This window comes from Tateyamaria sp. ANG-S1 (assembly GCF_000814025.1).
In the GTDB taxonomy this organism is placed as follows: Bacteria; Pseudomonadota; Alphaproteobacteria; order Rhodobacterales; family Rhodobacteraceae; genus Tateyamaria.
This window is the reverse complement of record NZ_JWLL01000004.1, coordinates 38621-53345: the sequence shown is the minus strand read 5'-3', so window position 1 is coordinate 53345 and position 14725 is coordinate 38621. Positions and strand designations below refer to the sequence as shown.

Annotated in this window: 12 protein-coding genes; 5 read left to right on the top strand and 7 right to left on the bottom strand. The window is 63.2% G+C overall.

The features are described 5' to 3' along the window. The first annotated feature begins 359 nt into the window (after positions 1–359). Positions 360–1904, top strand: a complete 1545-nt coding sequence (locus RA29_RS06395) for a calcium-binding protein (RefSeq protein ID WP_039684181.1) — start codon at positions 360–362, stop codon at positions 1902–1904. Here RA29_RS06395 and RA29_RS06390 read toward each other — a convergent pair whose 3' ends face one another. After that, positions 1905–2648: an ATP synthase gene (locus RA29_RS06390; RefSeq protein WP_039684179.1), complete on the bottom strand. Its 744-nt coding sequence runs from the start codon at positions 2646–2648 to the stop codon at positions 1905–1907. It lies immediately after the preceding gene. Between the two features lie 73 nt (positions 2649–2721). Here RA29_RS06390 and gloB point away from each other — a divergent pair, with 73 nt between their 5' ends. The 3 genes from gloB to RA29_RS06375 all read left to right on the top strand — a co-directional run bounded on the left by gloB (position 2722) and on the right by RA29_RS06375 (position 6971). Then, complete coding sequence (gloB, locus tag RA29_RS06385; RefSeq protein ID WP_039684177.1) at positions 2722–3489, top strand: hydroxyacylglutathione hydrolase; 768 nt, start codon at positions 2722–2724, stop codon at positions 3487–3489. A 195-nt stretch (positions 3490–3684) separates the two neighbouring features. Beyond that, complete coding sequence (gene clpA, locus RA29_RS06380) at positions 3685–6006, top strand: ATP-dependent Clp protease ATP-binding subunit ClpA (protein ID WP_039684519.1); 2322 nt, start codon at positions 3685–3687, stop codon at positions 6004–6006. Further along, positions 6006–6971 carry a M23 family metallopeptidase gene (locus RA29_RS06375; protein ID WP_039684175.1) on the top strand — a complete coding sequence of 322 codons (966 nt, stop codon included), beginning with the start codon at positions 6006–6008 and terminating at the stop codon, positions 6969–6971. Before clpA ends, RA29_RS06375 begins: the two co-directional genes overlap by 1 nt. A 24-nt stretch (positions 6972–6995) precedes the next feature. Here the strand turns inward: RA29_RS06375 and RA29_RS06370 are convergent, their stop codons facing one another. From RA29_RS06370 to RA29_RS06360, 3 genes are all read right to left on the bottom strand, one after another. Continuing rightward, a complete protein-coding gene (locus RA29_RS06370; protein WP_039684173.1) occupies positions 6996–8942 on the bottom strand; it encodes a peptidoglycan -binding protein in 1947 nt (648 codons plus the stop codon). A 2-nt stretch (positions 8943–8944) separates the two neighbouring features. Continuing rightward, positions 8945–10150 (bottom strand): biopolymer transporter ExbB, encoded by a 1206-nt coding sequence (locus RA29_RS06365; RefSeq protein WP_052249509.1) that lies wholly within the window; start codon positions 10148–10150, stop codon positions 8945–8947. A 74-nt stretch (positions 10151–10224) separates the two neighbouring features. Next, entirely contained in the window at positions 10225–10755 is a 531-nt protein-coding gene (locus RA29_RS06360; RefSeq protein WP_039684172.1) for a gamma-glutamylcyclotransferase, read from the bottom strand. A gap of 67 nt (positions 10756–10822) precedes the next feature. On the opposite strand from RA29_RS06360, the gene RA29_RS06355 reads away from it, so the two are divergent. Then, on the top strand, positions 10823–11821 hold the full coding sequence (locus tag RA29_RS06355) for a DUF2125 domain-containing protein (protein WP_039684170.1): 999 nt from the start codon (positions 10823–10825) through the stop codon (positions 11819–11821). 57 nt (positions 11822–11878) lie between these two features. Here the strand turns inward: RA29_RS06355 and RA29_RS06350 are convergent, their stop codons facing one another. Genes RA29_RS06350 through hisC form a run of 3 tightly spaced genes read right to left on the bottom strand, consistent with a single transcriptional unit; the run spans position 11879 to position 14639 of the window. After that, on the bottom strand, positions 11879–12646 hold the full coding sequence (locus RA29_RS06350; RefSeq protein ID WP_039684167.1) for an extensin family protein: 768 nt from the start codon (positions 12644–12646) through the stop codon (positions 11879–11881). Next, positions 12643–13563 (bottom strand): prephenate/arogenate dehydrogenase family protein, encoded by a 921-nt coding sequence (locus RA29_RS06345; RefSeq protein ID WP_039684515.1) that lies wholly within the window; start codon positions 13561–13563, stop codon positions 12643–12645. The genes RA29_RS06350 and RA29_RS06345 overlap by 4 nt, the downstream gene beginning before the upstream one ends. Further along, a complete protein-coding gene (gene hisC / locus RA29_RS06340; protein WP_039684165.1) occupies positions 13557–14639 on the bottom strand; it encodes a histidinol-phosphate transaminase in 1083 nt (360 codons plus the stop codon). The genes RA29_RS06345 and hisC overlap by 7 nt, the downstream gene beginning before the upstream one ends. Between the last annotated feature and the right edge of the window lie 86 nt (positions 14640–14725).

Sequence of the window (14725 nt, the reverse complement as noted above, 5' to 3'; positions counted from 1 at the left end):
CTGATTGTGGCCAAGGCGAGAAAATCAGGGGGGATGTAGCAGAGGGTTTGTCACCCCGCAACATGTGTTCGTGAGCATCGGTCTGGGTGCTTCTTGAGACTTTTCAATTGGTTAACAAAACTGCGACCTATTGGCTCGCAGGAATTGTAATAATTCAGTCACAAAACGTGCGTCTTTGCGGGCGATTCCTCCCAATTTGCAGGCAGAACAGCGACGATTTACGGCGCGTGCCCCAATTTAGGCCGTTGACCCCGATCGTTTCTGCATACGCAACAGTTTGGCCATTCTGTTGACTTGCGCCGGGATCGCATGCTGAAGTTTCCGGCATCGTAAAAGGATATTTTTTAGGGGGATTGGTTATGGGTGCATTGGCTTTGCTCGCCTTGATGAGCGGCGCGTTGATGCTGACCGCAGCGCATGACAATGACGCGCACGATGTTTCGGATTCGCAGACACCTGAGACCGATCCAACAGCCCCCCCTGAACCTGGCACCGGTGACCCCGTGCCCCCCGAGCCGGAAGACACCGGCGCAACCTTTGATTTCGACGACGCCGCGGGCACGATCACATTGGATGTCGGTGCGGATGAAACAGGCACCCTTGCCAGCATCTTTTACGTCGATAGCGAAGATAACCCCGACAATTTCTACGAGACGTATGAGGCCCGGTTCTATCTGGTACCCGAAGGCACGGACCTGTCGGACGCAGACTATGAACGACGCGGCGACATTCCCGGCCAACAGGCGTTTGGCGGGTCGCCGCTGGCCTATGAACTGGAGGATTTTGAACAGGTTCTTGGTCTACAGCTTTTGGGGACGGTCCAATTGGAGTTGCCAGACGACGGCGTCCCCCTGCCCGATCCAGGCAACATGCGGGATGTTTTGCCCGACATTCAGTCCAACGCCCCGGTCGCCGTTCACTATCTGGAAGCCAACACGGATGGTGATGAACTGGTCACCTTTCTGAACGAAGACTACGTCGTGACACGACAAGGCGTGACCGAACAGGTGGTTACGGAGAGCACGACGGGGACCAACGGTACGGACTGGTTGACAACGGGCACCGAAGGGCTCGCGTTGGATGGTGGGGATGGCGACGACATCCTGTTTGCCGATCATGCAGACACAACTCTGACAGGCGGTGCAGGTGATGATCTGCTGCAGGGTGTTTTCGTGGAACGCAGCCAAGGATCGTTCAGCATCAACGGCACTGAGCCGGCCATCGTCATCGACGGTGGCGACGGTAACGACACAATAACCTCTTCAAACGCGACCATCGACGCAGGCACGGGCGACGACAGTGTGAGGCTGTTCGGGGGCGAGGTGCGCGGTGGTGAGGGCGACGACCGTTTGAGCGCGCAAGGCGACGGCGTCGCTACGCTTCTGGGGGAAGCGGGCAATGACCGTTTGACCATTGGCGGCGCGGGATCCGAAGCCTATGGCGACGATGGGGACGACTTTGTGAGCGTGGACACCGGCGCGCTTGGCTCTGGTGGTGCCGGCAATGACAGGCTTAACATCAGCGCGGGCGCAACCGGCCTGGGCGGTGCTGGCGATGACGAGATCACCGTCTTTGACTTCTTCAACAATGAAGACGGTCCCGCGACGGTCACCGGCGGCGAAGGCGCCGATACGATCGAAGCCCTGATACGAAATCCGTTCGGCGATACCGAGGTTCTGTTTTTTCAGATCACTGATTTCGATCCCAGCGAAGATGTCCTGCAAATCAGCTCGTTCAACGGCGCCGAAGTCGAGGATATCGAAATCGTAGAGGACCCCGGTGGTGCCTTCACTGATGTGCGTGTGACCTTTCCACCCCTGAATGGCGTTGAAACAGGTATCACCGTGGTCCGGCTTGAGGGCACGCCCGGAATCACCGAGGATCAAATCGTCCTGACGGCGTGACTAGACCCGTCCCGCGACCGGGGCTGTGACGCCCTGCGGCACGGTTTGCCGCTTGGCCTTGGAGCGGGCGACCTTGCCCTTGGGCGGGTAGACCAGTTTCGAGGCTTCGACCATGAATGCGCCGCCTGCGACCATGCCCGGCATGAGCCGCCCCACCTTTTCGAACATAGCGGCCGATTTCATCCACACCCGCCGCCCCGAGGGCATCTGGTACAGCGCGCCCACATGCCGTTCGGGCAGGAACTGGTGTTTGCGCAACTGGGTTTCGAGCTGACTTGCGGAATAGGGTCGCCCGTAGCCAAAGGGCGTGCGGTCCCGGCGGCTCCAGAACCCGGCGCGGTTGGGCACGATGAACAGCGCCTTGCCCCCCGGCCCCAGCACGCGCCACGCCTCTTCCAGCAGGTCGTAGGCCCGTTCGGATGTTTCCAGCCCGTGCAGCATCACCAGCTTGTCCACGTGACCGGTTTCAATGGGCCAGAGGGTTTCTTCGGTCAGGACCGAGACGTTGTTCATGTCCGCAGGCCACGGCATCACCCCTTGAGGGCCCGGCATCAGCGCAATCACCCGCCGCGCATCGGCCATGTAGGGACGCAAGAGCGGCGCGGCAAAACCGAAGCCCGCCACCGTCTGCCCCTTGGCCTCGGGCCACAATTCCACCAGCCTGCGCCGCAGCGAGGCCTGCGCCGCCCGCCCCAGCGCACTGCGATAGTAGAAGTTGCGCAGGTCCTGCACGTCGAGATGCATGATCGTCCCTTGTCCATCTGGCCCTTTGGGACCACCTTGAACCCTAACAGTAAGCACAAAGAGCCGAATTGCCATGCCCCTCGACATCCGCACGATCCCCTGCCTGAGCGACAATTACGCCTTTCTCGCCCATGATGCGGCAACTGAATCCACCGCGCTGATTGATGCGCCCGAGGCGGCACCCATCCTTGAGGTGCTGGACGAGACCGGCTGGCGGCTGACCGACGTGCTGCTGACCCATCACCACTACGACCATGTGGACGGGCTGGCCGCGATCCTGGCCGCCCACCCTGCCCGCGTTGTCGGTGCCGCTGCGGATGCGGAGCGTTTGCCTGCGCTGGATGTGAAGGTGGTCGAAGGTGATACGATTTCAGTCGGCGACGAGGTGGGAACGGTCATCGACGTCTCTGGCCACACGGTCGGGCATATCGCCTTTCATTTCGCAGGATCGAAGGCCGTTTTCACCGCCGACAGCCTGATGGCCCTGGGCTGTGGCCGCGTGTTTGAGGGCACCAAGCCGCAGATGCATGAGAGCCTGCAGAAGCTGGCCGCCCTGCCCGGCGACACGGTGGTTTACTCGGGCCACGAATACACCGCCGCCAACGGGAAATTCGCCCTGACCATTGATCCCGAAAATCCCGATCTTATATATCGGGTCCGCGAGGTGGCCGAAAAACGCGCATCGGGCACCCCGACCGTTCCATCGCTTTTGTCCGAAGAACTGGCCACAAATCCATTTCTGCGCGCCCATGATCCCGCCATTCAGGCCCATTTGGGCATGAAAGGTGCCAACGCCGCCGACGTGTTTGCCGAAATCCGCACCCGGAAGGACAACTTCTGAGACGGACAGGTCCACCAACACGCCCAAAACGACACCATCGTAACGTCACTCACGGACATTGTGAGGGTCAAGGCGTAAAAAGTCCTTGAAGCCGCGCGATCTTCAACCAAACTTAAACACATGAGGCCATGGTTGGTACGGGGCCTCGACATTCCTTGGCGCCCCCACCCGACCCCGATCGAAAGGAGCACGCTCGTGCCTTCATTCTCGACGACACTCGAAAAAGCCATCCACCAGGCGCTTGCGCTGGCCAACGAACGCCGGCACGAATTCGCAACGCTCGAGCACCTATTGCTGTCTTTGATCGACGAACCCGATGCACGCCGTGTCATGCAGGCCTGTTCGGTCGATATTGATGAACTGCGCGGCACGCTTGAGGAGTTTGTGGACGACGATCTGTCGAACCTGGTCACAGACATTGACGGCTCCGAAGCGGTGCCGACTGCTGCCTTCCAGCGCGTGATCCAGCGCGCGGCGATCCACGTGCAATCGTCGGGCCGCACAGAGGTCACCGGCGCCAACGTGCTGGTCGCTATTTTTGCCGAGCGCGAATCGAACGCGGCCTATTTCCTGCAGGAGCAGGACATGACCCGCTATGATGCCGTGAACTTTATTGCACATGGCGTGGCGAAGGACCCCGCCTTTGGCGAAAGCCGCCCTGTTTCCGGTGCGCCGGAGGCCGAGGAAGAGCCGCAGGGCGTGACCGAGGGCGAGAAGAAAGAAAGCGCGCTGGCCAAGTATTGCGTGGACCTGAACGAGAAGTCGCGCGAGGGAGATATTGACCCGCTGATCGGCCGGTCCGACGAGGTCGAGCGCTGCATTCAGGTGCTGTGCCGCCGCCGGAAGAACAACCCGCTGCTGGTGGGTGATCCCGGTGTGGGCAAGACAGCCATCGCCGAGGGTTTGGCGCGCAAGATCGTGGCGGGTGAGACGCCGGAAGTGCTGTCTGGCACGACCATCTATTCGCTCGACATGGGCGCGCTGCTTGCTGGTACGCGGTATCGCGGTGATTTTGAGGAGCGCCTGAAAGCCGTTGTGACCGAGTTGGAAGAGCACAAGGATGCTGTTCTGTTCATCGACGAGATCCACACCGTGATCGGTGCTGGTGCCACCTCGGGTGGTGCGATGGATGCATCGAACCTGCTGAAACCGGCCTTGCAGGGCGGCAAGCTGCGGACCATGGGCTCGACCACCTACAAAGAGTTCCGCCAGCATTTCGAGAAGGACCGCGCGCTGAGCCGTCGCTTCCAGAAGATCGATGTGAATGAGCCTTCGGTGGAAGATGCCACCAAGATCCTCAAGGGCCTCAAGCCCTATTTCGAGGATCACCACGGCGTCAAATACACCTCGGATGCGATCAAGACCTCTGTCGAACTGGCAAGCCGCTACATCAATGACCGCAAGCTACCCGACAGCGCGATTGACGTGATCGACGAAGCGGGTGCGGCCCAGCATCTGGTCGCCGCCGCCAAGCGTCGCAAGACCATCGGCACCAAGGAGATCGAGAATGTTGTGGCCAAGATCGCCCGCATTCCTCCGAAAAACGTGTCCAAGGACGATGCCGAGACCCTCAAGGACCTCGAAGTGTCATTGAAACGCGTGGTGTTCGGTCAGGACCCGGCGATCGAGGCGCTGTCCTCGGCCATCAAACTGGCGCGCGCAGGGCTGCGTGAGCCTGAAAAGCCCATCGGCAACTACCTCTTTGCCGGGCCGACGGGCGTGGGGAAGACCGAAGTGGCCAAGCAACTGGCGGACACCCTGGGTGTGGAAATGCTGCGCTTCGACATGTCGGAATACATGGAGAAGCATGCTGTTTCGCGCCTGATCGGTGCCCCTCCGGGCTATGTCGGCTTTGACCAGGGTGGTCTGCTGACCGATGGCGTCGATCAGCATCCGCATTGCGTGCTGCTGCTGGACGAGATCGAAAAGGCGCACCCAGATGTCTACAATATCCTGTTGCAGGTCATGGACAACGGCCAGCTGACCGACCACAATGGGCGCACGGTGGATTTCCGCAACGTGATCCTGATCATGACGTCGAACGCCGGTGCCTCGGACATGGCGAAGGCCGCTGTCGGCTTTGGCCGCGAGCGGCGCGAGGGCGAGGATACCGCCGCCATCGAGCGCACGTTCACGCCGGAGTTCCGCAACCGTCTGGACGCGGTGATCAGCTTTGCACCGCTGAGCAAGGATGTGATCCTGTCCGTGGTCGAGAAGTTCGTGCTGCAACTGGAAGCGCAGCTGATGGACCGCAACGTGACCATCGAATTGACGAAGCCTGCTGCCGAATGGCTGGCCGACAAGGGCTATGACGACAAGATGGGCGCGCGCCCCTTGGGCCGCGTGATCCAGGAACATATCAAGAAGCCGCTGGCCGAAGAATTGCTCTTTGGCAAGTTGATGAAGGGCGGCGTTGTCCGCGTGGGCGTCAAGAATGGCGAGTTGGACCTGAAACTTTCTGGTCCGGACAACCCGCGCATTTCGGGCGACAAGCCCCCGCTTCTGACGGCGGATTGATGCGCGCAGCCCTTGCTGCACTGATCCTGTCCCTCGCTGCGCCAGTCGCTGCGGGGGATATTTCTTTGAGCCTGCCCATTGACTGCGATCTGGGGCGCGACTGCTTTATCCAGCAGTATGTAGACCACGATCCGTCGCGCGGAGCGATGGATTACCGCTGCTCCAGCCTGAGCTACGACACGCACCAGGGTACCGATTTTGCCCTGCGGTCACTGGACCAGATGCGGCGCGGTGTTGATGTGATCGCGGTAGCCCCGGGCGTTGTTGCTGGCACACGGAACGGGATGCAGGACCGGCTCTACCGCAAAGGTGACGAAAACCGCGTCGATGGGCGCGAATGCGGCAACGGTGTCCGGATTGAACATGAGGGCGGGTGGAGCACGCAGTATTGTCACCTCAAACGCGGCAGTGTGACTGTCAGGAAAGGAGACCGTGTCGAAACCGGAACCGTGCTTGGGCAGATTGGCCTGTCGGGGCGGACGCAGTTTCCCCATGTCCACATGACGCTGCGCAAGGATAATCTGGTCGTCGATCCCTTTGATCCCGACGGACAGATTGAATGCGGCGCGCCCAGCACCGCGACCCTATGGACGACACCGCCCGCCTATCGCCCCGGCGGGATATTGGAGGTCGGGTTTGCAGACGCGGTCCCCGAATATGATGACATCAAGGCAGGCGCGGCGGCCGCGCCCCAGATGCCGGTGGATGCCCCGGCTATCGTGGTTTTTGGCTATGCCTTTGGCGGCAAGGCGGGTGACAGGATGCAGTTGCGCATTGATGGGCCCGGCGGTGAATTGATTGAGCAAACTGTTGAGCTTGATCGCAATCAGGCGCAGTTTTTCCGTGCGGTGGGCAAGAGGCTAACGACGGCAAGCTGGCCCACGGGCCGCTATACTGGCACGGTGATCCTGCGCCGCGATGGGCGCGAGATTGATCGCGTGCAGGGGACCACGACGGTGCGCTGATCGTAAGGCGCACCCTGGTGCGCCCTATTTCTCGGTGAATTTCAACTCAATCCGGCGGTTCTGGGCGCGTGCATCGGGCGAATTGCCCGCCGCGATGGGCTGGTATTGCCCAAACCCGTTGGCCGACAGCCGGTTCGGCGGCAGGCCGAGGGCGCTGACCATATAGCGCACGACCGACAAGGCCCGCGCCTGGCTGAGTTCCCAGTTGTCCGCAAATTCTCCAAATCCGGACAGTGGCACGTTGTCGGTGTGCCCGTCCACCTGAAGCACCCAGTCGATCCCTTGCGGGATGTCGTCGGCCACCCCGCGCAGAATGTCGGCGATCTTGGCGATTTCGCCGCGCCCCTCGGCCGACAGGTCCGCGCCACCGGGCGGGAACAGAACCTCGGACGAGAACACAAAGCGGTCGCCCACGATCCGCACGCCTTCCTGTGCGCCGAGCACGTCACGCAACTCGCCGAAGAACTCGGACCGGTAGCGTTCCAGATCCTGCGCCTCGGCTTCGAGCCGCTTGCGCTCTTCCTCTTCCAATTCGCGCCTGCGCCGCTCTTCGAGCGCTGCGCGGGCGAGTGCGGTGTTCAGGTCGCGCCCGAGCGTGCTGAGTTGCACGTCCTTGGCCGCATCGCGCGACACCGCATCATCCAGCAGGGCCTGAAGCTGGCCCAGCTGGGTGCGGAGGCTGGCGACCTGCTGGTTCAGGAGTTCCGTCTGGCGCTGCGCATCTTGCGTCGCAGCTTCCTCTGCGCTCAGGGCCTCGCGCGCGGCGGCCAGGAGGGCGGCGCGCTCTTCGGTGGCGGAGGTCTGGGTGGCCAGTGCGTCTTCGGCCTGCGTCTTTTCGGCCAGTGCCGCCGCGAGTGCTGCGCGCAATTCTTGCGTGTCGGCACCGAGGCTTTCCAGATCGGTCTCTGCCGCCAGTTTGGCTGCGAGGGCCGCCGCCAATTGATCGCGCACCTCGGCATTGGTGCTGCCTGCCGCCTCTGCATCCGCGAGGGCCGCATCCCGTTCCACAAGGGCAGCGGCAAGTTGCGCGCGCAGGTCGGCCAGGTCGGTGCCCTGTTCTGCCAATTGCGCTTCCGCCGCCTCGGCCGCTTCCGCAGCAAGCAGCGCCACGGCAAGGCGGTCGGTCAGATCCTCTTCCGCTGCGCGTGCTGCGGCCAGCAGGGTGAGCGTGTCTTCGGCCTCTTGCCGCTGGGCTTCGAGTGCCAGCGTCATCGCGGTCAGTTCCGCATCCGCGTTTTCCAGCCGGTCGCGCAGCGCCTGTGCGGCGGCGGCCTCGGCGAGGCGCGCGGCCTCTTCTTCGGTCAGTGCCTCACGCGCGGCATTCAGATCGGCCTGCAGCGCTGCCGTCTGGTCGGCGTTTTCGGCGTTGCGATTGCGCAGGTCCGTGATCAGCGCCTGCAATGCCTCTGTGCGGGCCGCTGCGAGGCGCGCCGTTTCTTCCTGTGCGCTGACCTCGTCGCGCGCGGCGGCAAGGGCGAGGTTCAGCGCCTCTTGCTCGGACAAAAGCCGTGTCTGTTCGGCCTCGAGCCCCGCCACGGTGTCGAGCGCTGCGTCGCGATCCGCGATCAGGGCGGCCACCTGAGCCTCAAAGCTGGTGATGCGCGTTTCGGCCTGCGCGAGAGCTGTGGCCTGCGCATCGCGCTCTGCCGTCAGGGCAGCAATTGTGGCTGATTGCTGGTCAAGCTGTGCCCTTGTGTCCGTCAGCGTCGTGTTCAGTTCCAGAAGGCGCGCATCAAGCTCGTTCGCGCGCCGTTCCTCAAGCCCCAGAGCCTGGGCCAGTGCCGCCACCTCGCCCGCAAGCTGATCCAGTTCGTTTTCCTGGCCCGAGATCGTCTCGCGCAGCACGAACTGCACGATCATGAAAATCGTGAGTACGAACATCAGCACCAGCAAGAGGCCTGTCATCGCATCGACAAAGCCCGGCCAGATCGAGGCCTGGAACCGTTGTCCTGTGCGACGGGACAGCGCCATGATCAGCTATCCCCTGCCGGTTGATCCTGCCGGTTGCGGCCCCCGCCTGCCCTGCGGTTTTGCCCACGCGGCTGGCTAAGGGCTGTGGCCAGCGCCGAGATGTCGGTGCGCAGCTCGGCCATGCTTTCCTGCCGGCCCGCGCTGATTTCCTCAAGGATGCGCAGCATCTGCACGTCGATGGAGCGCAGGCGCATTCGGCTTTCGGCATCGATCCCCTCGCCCGTGCCCTGCCGTTCGATCACCTCGATCAGCCGGTCCTGCCCTTCGGCCACGCGCATCAGGGCGTCATTGCCGCCCCCCTGCGCCTCCAGCCGCGTGGTCATCCGGTCCACCGCATCGGCCAGCGTGCCCAGCTTTTCATCGACCATGGCGCGGCTGATGTCGGACTGCGTGAACATGGTTTGCAGGCTTTCCATCTGCTCCGCCAGATGGTCAATCACACCCGCCATGGCACTTTGATCGGTGCCGCCCTCAGCATCGGTGAGCCCGACGCGGGTGATCGAACTCAACCACTCCTCAAGCTCGCGATAGAACCGGTTCTGGCCGCGGCCCGCGAACAACTCCAACAGCCCCACGATCAGGGACCCGGCCAGACCCAACAGGGACGAGGCGAAGGCGACACCCATGCCACCCAACTGCGTTTCCAGGCCGGTCATCAGCCGGTTGAACACCTCGACCCCGCCTTCGCCCTCTTGCGGCGCGAGGCTGCGGATCGTGTCGACCACGGCGGGCACGGTGGTGGCGAGGCCATAGAATGTGCCCAGAAGACCCAGGAAAATCAGCATGTTGACGATGTAGCGCGTGATGTCCCGCACCTCGTCAATCCGTGTGGCCACTGAGTCCAGAATGGAGCGTGTGGAGGTCGCCGACAGCTGCATCCGCGCGCCACGCGACCGCAAGAGCGAGGCGAGTGAGGCCAGAAGCTGCGGCGCCTGCGTCTGAGCGTCCGCCCTGTCGCTCGCAAACTCCTCGATCCAACGTACGGAAGAGATCAGCGAAAACACCTGCCAGAAACAGGCGATCACGCCGATGAAAAAGACCACGAGGATGAACCCGTTCAGATAGGGGTTCGCCTCGAACACAGGCAGGACGCGCGGCAATGCGATGATCGCGCCAAAAAGCGATAGGCCCAGCACAAAGACCATCGCGAAAATCTGTTGAACGGGCTGGGAAAAATGCGGCTGCGCGTCGGGTGTGGTCCGTGCCATGCGGTGGCTCCTGACCCCTGCTCTGTTTTGCTTTCGCAGCAGCCTATCGGCTTTTGTGCAAAAGCGCCAAGGATTTATCCCAGGATTGCTGCAACGCGGCGCGACAGCCAGTCAAGGTCGGGGTCGGCCACGCCCAGTGCGCTCAGATGCTGGGCGGTATTGTAAAGATATTCGCTGTTGGGACCGCGCCCGCCACGGGCATGGGCGATGATCTGCGCCTGCTCTTCCAGCGGCAGGCCGCCGCAATATTGCACGTGATCCGGGTCGATGACGTAGGTCACCGCCGTGACCTGCCGCCCATCGCTCAGCCCGACCTGCAACATCCGCTCAAGATAAGCCGACGAAATCAGCTCGCGTTCACGCAGGTAGTCCAATGTCGCATCTTCGGTCCCCGGTGCGACGCGCAGGGCCACGCCGTCACACGCCGCCTGCGCGGCGGCATCAAGCGCCAGCACGAGGCCCGGCTCGGTTTCAGATCCGCGGTGGTGGATTGACCGCATGCAGAATGACCGCGCCCAGCCCGGCAGGGTCCCGCGCACCGACTCCGCAACCTCGAAGCCGGGGTTCCAAAGCAGGCTACCATAGCCGAACACCCACATGGTCATTGTTTACTGGTCCTCTCGTTGCCGGGTGGGGTAGACCCGATTTGACCGCAAAGGGAAAGGGGCGCGTATGCGCAAGCTGATGTGGATCGTTGCACTGGCTGTTCTGGCCTGGTGCGGATGGTGGTGGGCCGCATCCTCCGGCCTGCGCGGCGGCCTTGCCGCGTGGTTCGATGCCCGCGCTGCCGAAGGCTGGCAGGCCGAGGTGCAGGACGTGACCGGCGGCGGCTTTCCCATCACGCTGAAGGCAGGTCTGCGCGATGTAGCCCTCGCCGACCCGGACGCGGGCCTCGCGATGCGCACGCGCGCGCTGGACATTTCCGCGCCTGCCTATTGGCCCGGCGACGTGTCAGTGGCGCTGGACAGTGAGCCGATCCTGATCGCCTCGCCCTTTGGCCGGTCCATGCTGACCATGGCCGACGGCGTCATGGCCCTGAACCTGCATCCCGGTACCGCGCTTGAACTTGAGGCGCTGGGATGGACGGCGGGCGCGTGGCAGGTGGACGATGCTGAGGGTATCGTGGCGCAGGCCGATGATCTGACCCTAACCATGGTGCAGACCGAAGGGGCCACATATGCCCTGACCACGACCGCCAATGCCTTTGCCCCCGGCAGCGCCGCCCGGCGTAACTTGCGCCTGCCCGACACGTTCCCCAGCGCCTTTGACAGCCTGCAAATGCGCGCCGACATCACGTTCGACAAACCGTGGGATCGGCGCGCGCTGGACCAGCGCCGCCCGCAACCGCGCGTCATCGACCTGCGTCTGGCCGAGGCGATCTGGGGCGATCTGCAATTCAACCTGAGCGCAGATCTGACGGTCGATGCCCAAGGGATGCCCGCGGGGACAATCGCTGTTCAGGCCGAGAACTGGCGCACGATGCTGGATCTGGCCCAGAATGTCGGTGCCCTGCCCGTTCAACTGCGGGGTCAGGTGGAGAGCGTGTTTCAGGCTTTGGCCGAGGCCTCCGGAAATGAGGATACACTGGATGTGGAATTGACCGTCCGCGATGGTGCTGTTCGGCTGGGCTTTATCCCGCTGGCCCCGGCCCCGCGCCTGATCCTGCGCTGATCCCCTTCATCTTGCCGGATAAACTCCGGGGTCTGGGGCAGCGCCCCAGTCCATCGTCTATCGGCAATACGCACCGCTGCGATACCGCGCCGTATCGAAATGGAAGTGGTCCCGATGGAACCGGTCCGACTCTGGCCCAAGCACGGTACCAAACGGGCCGCATGCCGCCTTGTGCATCTTCCGCATCGCGCGGCGGTGGCGTGAGTTCCAGTCGTTCAGGACCGTCAGGCTGGTGCCGTCCTTCAACTGAAAGCCCGAGATGTCGATGGCCCGCCCCTTGCCATGTTCCGAAATCCGCGCGCCGGGCCGGTTGTTGCGGGTGCGGCACGCGTAATGCGCCGCCACGCGGTAGCCGACCAGCCCGCCGCCCGTTCCGCGCAGGGCGGGCTTTGCCCCCTTTTCCGTCCACTGTTTCAACGCCTTGGCGGTGGTGCAGTCCATCAAAGCCGACTGGCTAAGCGTTACGCCCGAAACGGAACGGAGCCGCACAGCCTCTTGAATACCGCAGCCACTGATGCGACCCGGGACATAGCCCACCACGTCCCCCTGCAGGTCCGGGTCACCGCAGACTTGTCCGCGCCGCCGCTCCGCCCGGCGGGCCATGGCCCGTTCAATGATCGCCTTGGGGCGCAGAAACGGGCGCAGGGATATGGCCGGTTCCGGCAGGGTCGCGGCAAAGGCCATGGAGGGGCCTGCCGGGATCACAGTCGCAATATCCGCCGTGCCCGCATCGGCACTCGCGCGCGCGACGGGTCGCTTCGACGTCTCCGGCGCGGCAGAGGCGACGCCGGCAAACAGCATCAAGCCCAGCGCCAGCCCTCTCATCGTGCGGCCCCACGGCCGAAGTCTGGCGCGTCGGTGTCCTGCCCCGCCTCGATGATGCCGCGTCGGATCGCGCGGGTACGGGTGAAATAGTCGAACAGATGGTCGCCATCGCCGGTGCGAATGGCGCGTTGCAGGGCAAAGAGCTCTTCGGTGAAGCGGCCCAGGATTTCGAGCGTCGCGTCCTTGTTCGTCAAGAACACGTCGCGCCACATGGTTGGATCGCTGGCCGCAATCCGGGTGAAATCCCGAAAACCCGCGGCAGAGAATTTGATGACCTCGCTGTCCGTCACGCGGCGCAGGTCGTCGGCCACGCCGACCATCGTGTAGGCAATGAGGTGGGGGATGTGGCTGACCACGGCGCAGACGCGGTCATGGTGTTGCACGTCCATCTGGTCCGTCATCGCTCCAAGGGCCGCCCAGTATTGCTCAACCTTGTCGACAACGCTTGCATCCGCGCCCTCTAGCTTGACGATCAACGTCCAGCGGTTGTCGTAGAGCTCGGCAAAGCCAGCCTCGGGTCCGCTGTGTTCGGTCCCCGCCATGGGGTGCGTGCCGACAAAATGCACGTTATCCGGCACGTGCGGCATGACCTCATCAAAGACGGACTGCTTGACCGAACCGACGTCGATCACGGTCGCCCCGGGTTTGAGCGCGCCCTTGATCTCGGCCATCACCCCGCCCATCGCGCCGACCGGGACGGCCAGAACGACAAGGTCTGCGTCCGCCACAGCCTCTGCCGCGGTATCGGTGACCACATCGCAAAAGCCGAGACGCCGGGTCGTTTCGCGCGTCGCATCAGACCGCGCATAACCGCTGATCGTAGTTGCCGCCCCGGCACGCTTGGTGGCCCAGGCCATGGACCCGGCAATCAGGCCCAGCCCGATAAAGGCGATCTTGTCGTAGATGAGACTCACGATGCGTTCCGCCATTCTGTCAGCGCCGCGATCACACGCTCGGTCTGTTCAGCATTGCCCACGGTGATGCGGATGCCCTCAGGAAAGCCGTAGCCCGCAACCCGGCGCACGAGGATACCATCGGCGTTCAGCGCCGCCTCTGCCGCGTCAGCCTCAGCCACCGATGCTGCGCGGGCCAGCACGAAATTCGTGTCGCTGTCATCGCAGGCCAGACCCAACTGACGCAGGGCCCCGGTCAGACGCGCCCGTTGATCGGCATTGAGTGCGGCACACTCCTCAACCCATTGGATGTCGCGCACCGCCGCCTCGGCGGCTGCAAGCGCAACGGTCGACAGGTTGAAGGGCTGGCGGATGCGCGTCATCACGTCGATCATGTCCTTGGGACCGTAACCCCATCCGACGCGCAGCCCACCCAGACCGTAGATCTTGGAAAAGGTGCGTGTCATCAACACGTTGGGCCGGGTTTCAGCCAGCGACAGCCCGCCATCATACCCTTCGGCATATTCGGTATAGGCCCCGTCGATTACAAGGATCACGTGTTCCGGCAAGTTGTCGGCAAGGCGCACAATCTCTTCATCCGGCAGACGTGTACCCGTCGGGTTGCCCGGGTTGGTGAGCAACACGATACGGGTGCGTTCGGTCACGGCATTCAGGATCGCATCGACGTCTACAACCCGGTCGGCCTCCGGCACGCAAACCGGCGTGGCCCCCGCCATGTTGGCGAGGATCGGGTACATGGAAAAGCCATGGGCGGTGTGGATGATCTCGTCCCCCGGACCGGAGAAGGCTTGGGTTACGAACTGCAACACCTCGTCACTGCCGACGCCGCAGATCACGCGGTCGGCGTCCACGTTCCAGACCTCGGCAATGGCCGTGCGCAGGGCGGCGTGGTCGGTGGAGGGATAGAGGTGCATGTCGCGGGCCGCCTGGCTCAGCGCATCAATGGCGGCGGGCGGCGGACCGGCGGGGTTCTCGTTGGATGACAGTTTCAGAACTTCGCTCACACCGGCCAGATGCGACGCCCCGCCCTGGTAGAGCGCGATGTCCATGATACCGGGTTGCGGTGTGATGCGTGTCATTGGTCCTCTCCATATGTCAGAGAGGTTTTAGGGCTGCAGCGCCGGAGTGGCTAGGGGCAAAAGCGCGCGTGTCCCCAGCCGGTCCA